4 protein-coding genes are annotated in these 6,467 nt (G+C 33.1%); 1 reads left to right on the top strand and 3 read right to left on the bottom strand.

Going from position 1 to position 6,467, the window contains the following annotated elements:
- The first annotated feature begins 1,003 nt into the window (after positions 1-1,003).
- The gene (locus H4J69_RS17745) at positions 1,004-2,788 is read left to right on the top strand and encodes a tetratricopeptide repeat-containing diguanylate cyclase (RefSeq protein WP_182252016.1); all 1,785 of its coding nucleotides are present in this window, start codon (positions 1,004-1,006) and stop codon (positions 2,786-2,788) included.
- A 211-nt stretch (positions 2,789-2,999) separates the two neighbouring features.
- Here the strand turns inward: H4J69_RS17745 and H4J69_RS17740 are convergent, their stop codons facing one another.
- From H4J69_RS17740 to H4J69_RS17730, 3 genes are all read right to left on the bottom strand, one after another.
- Positions 3,000-3,518, bottom strand: coding sequence for a gamma-glutamylcyclotransferase family protein (locus H4J69_RS17740; RefSeq protein WP_182230976.1), 519 nt, complete (start codon positions 3,516-3,518; stop codon positions 3,000-3,002).
- Positions 3,519-3,807: 289 nt separating this feature from the next.
- The gene (locus H4J69_RS17735) at positions 3,808-5,562 is read right to left on the bottom strand and encodes an ATP-binding protein (protein ID WP_182222675.1); all 1,755 of its coding nucleotides are present in this window, start codon (positions 5,560-5,562) and stop codon (positions 3,808-3,810) included.
- 223 nt (positions 5,563-5,785) lie between these two features.
- On the bottom strand, positions 5,786-6,385 hold the full coding sequence (locus tag H4J69_RS17730; RefSeq protein ID WP_182252015.1) for a hypothetical protein: 600 nt from the start codon (positions 6,383-6,385) through the stop codon (positions 5,786-5,788).
- Between the last annotated feature and the right edge of the window lie 82 nt (positions 6,386-6,467).

Below are 6,467 nucleotides of genomic sequence, written 5' to 3'. Positions count from 1 at the left end.
CCTGCGTTCGTAAGATGATTATTATTCTTAATTCTATGGTGAGGGATGGTGTCATGTGGGACCCTGAAAGGAATCAGAATTAATAATTGACACCATAGTCACTTATTAGACCGAAAAACTAAGCAGTAGACCACACTTAGCATTCTTTGTTTATTTACAGTTACAATTATCATACTTTACAACATAATAAAAACGTTAACATTTTATTATTATTAAATATTTCAAAAGGTGCAACACCGAATCTTTCGGTATTTCGGCAAAAGAAAGGAAAACACCACTAACTTTATAAAAGAACAGTAAAAATAATTATTGTTTAAAATATAGTAAATAAGCTATAAATTTTGTGTGTGATCAGGTGGGGCAACTTCGATTTTTCTAACTGTAATAATTATCAACTTTTAATGGCGGCATCTAACAGATATCTTTTTGCCATCGACTATTCAAATTATCTCCGTAATGTGACGTCGCGAATAATGCCATCAAATATTACTGTCTTACTAACATTAAGATAAAGGCCAGAAATCTTTGCTGGCTTGACTCAGGCGTTAATACTTGATGCTGAAGTGCTTCGCTGAACTTTAACTACATTAAATAATGAAAAGCCTTATTTTTAGAGCCTTTGTTTATGTCTACAATATATAGAATATCTTAAAGTATGTGCATATGTAACTTTGTCTAACGCTTGCGGTAAAAAATATTTTCATTAAATACCATTATTAAATGATATTAACTCTTATCAGAAACAAGATAATAAGTGGTTTGCTTTCCCCTACTTATGCTTGTTAATGTAATGCAAATATACTTCAACATTGGCATGCAGCTATTCTGATAATTACAAACCGGGTAATCTATAAATATTAACAACTAGAGTTTTTTTGTTGCAAGAGTATTGAAACGTTTATCATTGTCGAGTCTTATCTAAGGCCTACTGGTCCTCTTTCTTTTTTATATGCCGTTTTTTTTAGAACCATGTTAAACTTAAAAAAAAATTTTTACGGGTATCATGTTGGCTTATCGATGGGTATTTAAAATATTATTTATGGTTGTTTTGTTCCCCTTTTTGGCTTCTGCAGAAAGTGAGCACGATGATAATGAGGTAATAAATAACTATTTAAAATTACAAAACCTAATACACCTTCAAGGCGATCAACATAACGCTTTTATTTCCACCTTGCTCACACAAATTAACAACTCAGACTATACATTTCTCAAACCCGCTGTTTTTGCAAATTTAGCTGTCCTTAATATTAACGCTGGCAATAAGGCTAAGGGGCAAGAATATTTAGCTGATTCTATTCAAGCATTTAATAACACTTCTTATAATAAGTATACCAACAGTGCTCTGTACAAAGTAAGTCGAGCATACTTACTGATAGGTCAGTATGCTAAAGCCATTGAGTATACTAATCAGCTAAATGCCTTCGCTGTTGAGCATAATGGCAAAAAAATGGAAGTTAGAGCACTGCTTAACTTAGGTTTGATTTATGCTGAATTGCAATTATATGATTTAGCAGAGTTGCGTCTTAATAAGTCTTTGGAAAAAGCTGCCTCTCTGGGAGATAATAAGCTCGAACATTTAACCATACTCTATTTATCAGGTGTTAAAATTAATCAACCCGATAGCAATAATCAAGATATCCTCAAATTAATTAATAGAGCTAAGTCTATTTATGAAAGCATTGGTTATTTAGAGCGGCTAGAAGGATTAACTTACGCAAGAATGGCAAGAGCTAACAAAGCTGAAGAATTGCTATTACAATCACTTTCTTTAGCGGTTAATAATCAAGATGTTCGTCTTAGCCAAATAACAAATCAAAGTATTGCCTCATTTTATTTTACCCAGAAAAATTTTACTCTAGCGTTAGCTCATGCAAAGGAGTCACTTAAAATAGCAATAGAATTAGGCCATAAAACAGAGGTTTCTGAACTCAACTATTTACTAGCGGAAATTTACAAGAGTTTAAATGATGACAAGAACACTTTGATTCATCTCTTGGCTTATGTTGAATTTCAAAACTCTAATCAAGCTAAAGCGTTTGTCGATATGCTCTATGAAATGGATAAAAATATAGCCATAGATAAAAAATTTGCATCTCTTGAAAACGAAAAACTTTTAAATCAAATAGCTATACAAAAAAGTGAAAAATATAACCAACTCTTTATCTTCATCATAATACTAATAAGTGTTTTATCATTCGTTATGCTATTACTTTGGAAAAATAGAAATAAAATGATGCTAGAAAAACTCAGCTATTCAATGCGCGATAATTTAACAGGTTGCTATGTTAGAAATTACTTAGATGATTACTTACCAGGGCTTAAGTCTAGATTTGAACGACGTGATAGCACTACCAAAGAGTCTGTCGGTGTAGTAATGGTAGATTGTGATAACTTAAAACCGATTAACGATAACTATGGACACGCCGCAGGTGATGAAGTTTTAAAAGCTATAGCGACAACACTTTCAAATCAATTGCGTAGCAGTGACGTTCTCGTAAGATGGGGAGGCGATGAGTTCGTTTTATTGTGCGAAAATATTTCCTTAACAGAGTTAGGTAATTTAAGTGAACGTGTAAATGCATCAATAGATAAGCTGGATATTATTTTTGAGAAAAACAATATCTCAGTAACTGTTTCTTCAGGATTTGCATTGCATGATATTAACAGCGGCTTTAATTTCTATAATCTTTTAAAGTGTGCCGATAATTATTTATATCAGTCAAAAAAACAAGGTAAAAACGCTAAAAACGGCGGTATGTATGTACCCAATACGGATTATCAAATATAAACACTTCAATATTCACCTAATTCCTCAAGGTATACATGGATTGCAGATTTACATAGAGTTTGATTTTATATATTACCCAAACCCATGTCCTGAAAGGTGTTGCGCTTTAACCTCTTTTTAATGCTGACTTAAAACTATTAACCAATCTAACTCAAATAATCTTATTGTTTGCTTAAATGCCATTTTATGCCTTTATAAATCGCTGAATTCCTCAGGCACAGTCTTTTTGAATAGTGTGTGAACTATACATTGCCCGTTCCTTTGTTTCTCTCTCTTTATTTGGATCTTCTATACAGACAACAGATTCGATAATAGCGAGATAATCCGTAGATAGCTTTGTTTCTTTTGCCCCAACAATGACGTGATTTAGGTACCAAGTATATGGTTTTAATGAAGGGTCTATTTTAATTGCGCAATAAATTAGTGCTTCGAACGTTTTTCCCTGTTCATTTATTACGGATACTGTTTTTTCATTATACCCAGACCCTAAACTTTCGGCTCTATCTAAAATGGGTTTCTCATTTTCATCTATCTCAAAAAGAGCGCCTACGACCACGTCATCACTATTATTCGTATAAAAAGAGTCGCATTTACCTGATCCATCTTTGCCACTCATATTAAAACGCAACTGATGATTTTTAAGACTTACTGTGTCAATTTTTTGGGCACTTGGCACCCTTTGTTGAAGTCTTATAAGGGACATGTTTGAACCATATGCAAAATACTTCATCAAAACTCCTGTGCGATTAATACCTGATCAACAGGCAAATAATTATTGGTTAACAATATAGAACACAAACATTTAACTATTTATTGTTTGAAATTCTATGACATCGGCTTAAAGGGTAACAAAAAAACATTAGCTTTTACATGTTCGTATTGCTTATATGTTTACGCTTGGGATGGCTTAACCGTTAGTATGGAGCTTAACTCAAATAAGTCATTTTGATTTTTCATATAAACGACTCGAAAAATCAAAGCATACATTACCCCAGCACTTAGTTTATATAAGATGTTTATTAATCTAAGGGTAATGCGATAACAAATTGTGTAGATTCATCAACCGTACTAAAACAGGTAACTTTACCGTTCAAACTTTGAGTGACTAGGTTATAGAGAATACTTAGCCCTAGACCAGAACCTTTTTGCCGTTGCGTTGTATAAAAAGGTTCAAACACTTTTTCTATCTTTCCCACTTCAATACCACAACCATTATCTTGCACCGTAAGCATTAGCATTTCATTTTGTACTTTAAAACTGATTTTTATCTGACCATTAATTATTTCTTTAAATGCATGAGTTAAGGCGTTATCAATCAAAATAGTTACTATTTGTGCAATCGTACCTGGTGATGTTAAAAGGGGTAAGGTTTCATCTCCTGATAAAAATATTTTTATATTCTTTTCACTAACTCGAGAAGACAATGTCGAAATAATATCATTTAAATATTTAAAGAAATTAATTGTGCGTTTTTCGTCATTTGATTGGTCAACGGCTATCCTCTGAAAATTTCTTACCAATTCAGAGGCCCGCTCTAAATTACGTAAAATTATATCGCTACTACCAATCAAGCTGTTACATTGATTAACAAACGCTGTTCTTCTAATTTTTCCACTTTCCACCGCTTTTTTAATCAGTTGCGCGCTATGCTCTAAATTACTAGCCCCCGTTACAGCAATACCAAGAGGCGTATTAATCTCATGGGCAACACCGGCAACTAAATTACCTAAGGCCGCCATTTTTTCAGACTCAACAAGCTGGTCTTGTGTTGACTTTAATGATTCAAATGCTACGGCTAATTTTTTGTAAGTTTGACTTAGTTCTTTCGTACGCTCTTCAACTTTTTCTTCTAATTCATCTCGAGCTTTACTTAACTCGACCTGCATATTTTTTAATTCAGAAATGTCATCGTAAGTACCAACGATACCAATAACTTCATTAAACTCATTAATAATCGGTCGTTTAGAAGTGCGTAACCAGATGGTTTTTCCATTAGCATGGGTTTGAGGTTCTTCTGAAGCGATTAAGTGCTCTCTTGAGGTCATTGTATGAGCGTCATCTGACCTATACAGCTCTGCCTGTTCTGGAAATATATCAAAATCAGTCACTCCAACAATGTCAGAAGGCGAATTAAGATGGGCATCATTTGAAAAAGCTTTATTACTTCCTAAATAAACAGATTCTCTATTTTTCCAAAAAACACGCTGTGGCATTAGGTTCAATACGGTTTGAAGCGTGTTGATTTGTGTACCTTTTTGCCTATTTGTATGGTCGGCAGAAAAAACATAATGAATAAATTGATAGAGCGGGCTAGATGTTTTAATCACGGTATTAGGCGTATTCGCTTGATAGCTAATTACACCTATAAGCTCATCATCCACAGTAAAGGGTAACACAAAGCAATTATCGTCTTGAGAATCGCTAAAATCTGTTTTGTTTAAGAAACTAACAGTGACTTGGCTTTTACTTTGTTTTATTTCTTGTAATTGACGATTTAATAAACAAATAGTGTCGGGTAATTCGCTTTGATTTACATTAACAACGACACGCTCTTCACTTGGCTCATTATTTTGCGTGTTCAAACAGTAACTATTGTAATGTGACTTTTTATTTTGAATATCTTTGTAAACTACGGTAAAAATAAAGAATGGACTATTCAAAAGCATTGACAGCTTTTTCATCGCGAAAGAAAAATGCTCTGTATTGGTGAAATTAGTTTCTGAATCTAATGATAATAAACGTATAAACTCTAATTGTTGTTCACTATTAGTCACTTAGGTGCCCTTTCTTAGTTATACCCCTATTAAATATATATGATGATTGAAATTAAGCATAATTATTTATTATTTACTGATGTAAAAATAAACAGCAGGATAAAATGCCATTAGATAAGCTATACCTAACGCACTTTTATTTAATAAGTGTTTATATCCCTATCTAGGTTTGGTGCGAACACCGGGTATGGTATCGGTTAATACCGATACCTCCACTAAGCAATTACTTTCTATTTTTAATGTAAAGCCTGATACCAAAGGTGGTTAGGGTTGCTAATAGTAATAAACCTAAAACGCCAAAAACTAAATTTACATTTTTAAATGGCGTCCATTGAAGGTAATGAATTTTATAAAGTCTGTTGATTAACTTAGTATCATCGCCCTTCTGGCTTAACCTTAAGCTTACCCAATCAAGATTTATTTCAACACCTGTGCTAGTTTTTGCATTTGTTCCATCAATAGAAGTAATGTCGCCATAACGTTCTTTGTTTTCTGAAAGCGCATCATCAATAAGGCGTTTATATTCTAACTTAGTTGGCAACCCTTTAACTTGAAGCGTAACAGGGTCTAAATGTTCCGTTTTTCCTTGTGATTTAACCAATAAATGATGCCCTAAAATAGTTTTGATGAGTTTAACTTCACTCCAATTTTCTTTTGGATCAACTAATAACTGTGTTTCTAGGGGATAAGTTTTTAATGATAATTGTTCATAAGCCCCTTTGTAGCCGGGTTTTATAAAAAATATGACACCGGTAATTGTCCAACCAAACATTGGTAATATGAGGATTAAACCTATAAGTCTATGTATTTTTCTACTTGTCATTTTTGTTTTTCTTATTGTTGGAGAGTGAAATCTTAATTGCATAATAACAGCAATAACCCGCTCATTAGTAAAATGCAATGAG

Origin of the sequence: Colwellia sp. BRX10-9, assembly GCF_014077405.1 — a bacterium.
In the GTDB taxonomy this organism is placed as follows: Bacteria; Pseudomonadota; Gammaproteobacteria; order Enterobacterales; family Alteromonadaceae; genus Colwellia_A.
This window is presented reverse-complemented; position numbering and strand designations above follow the sequence as displayed.

Coding starts and splice junctions, on each gene's coding strand:
- H4J69_RS17745 (WP_182252016.1), top strand. CDS start 1,004: ATGTTGGCTTATCGATGGGTATTTAAAATATTATTTATGGTTGTTTTG.
- H4J69_RS17740 (WP_182230976.1), bottom strand. CDS start 3,518: ATGAAGTATTTTGCATATGGTTCAAACATGTCCCTTATAAGACTTCAA.
- H4J69_RS17730 (WP_182252015.1), bottom strand. CDS start 6,385: ATGACAAGTAGAAAAATACATAGACTTATAGGTTTAATCCTCATATTA.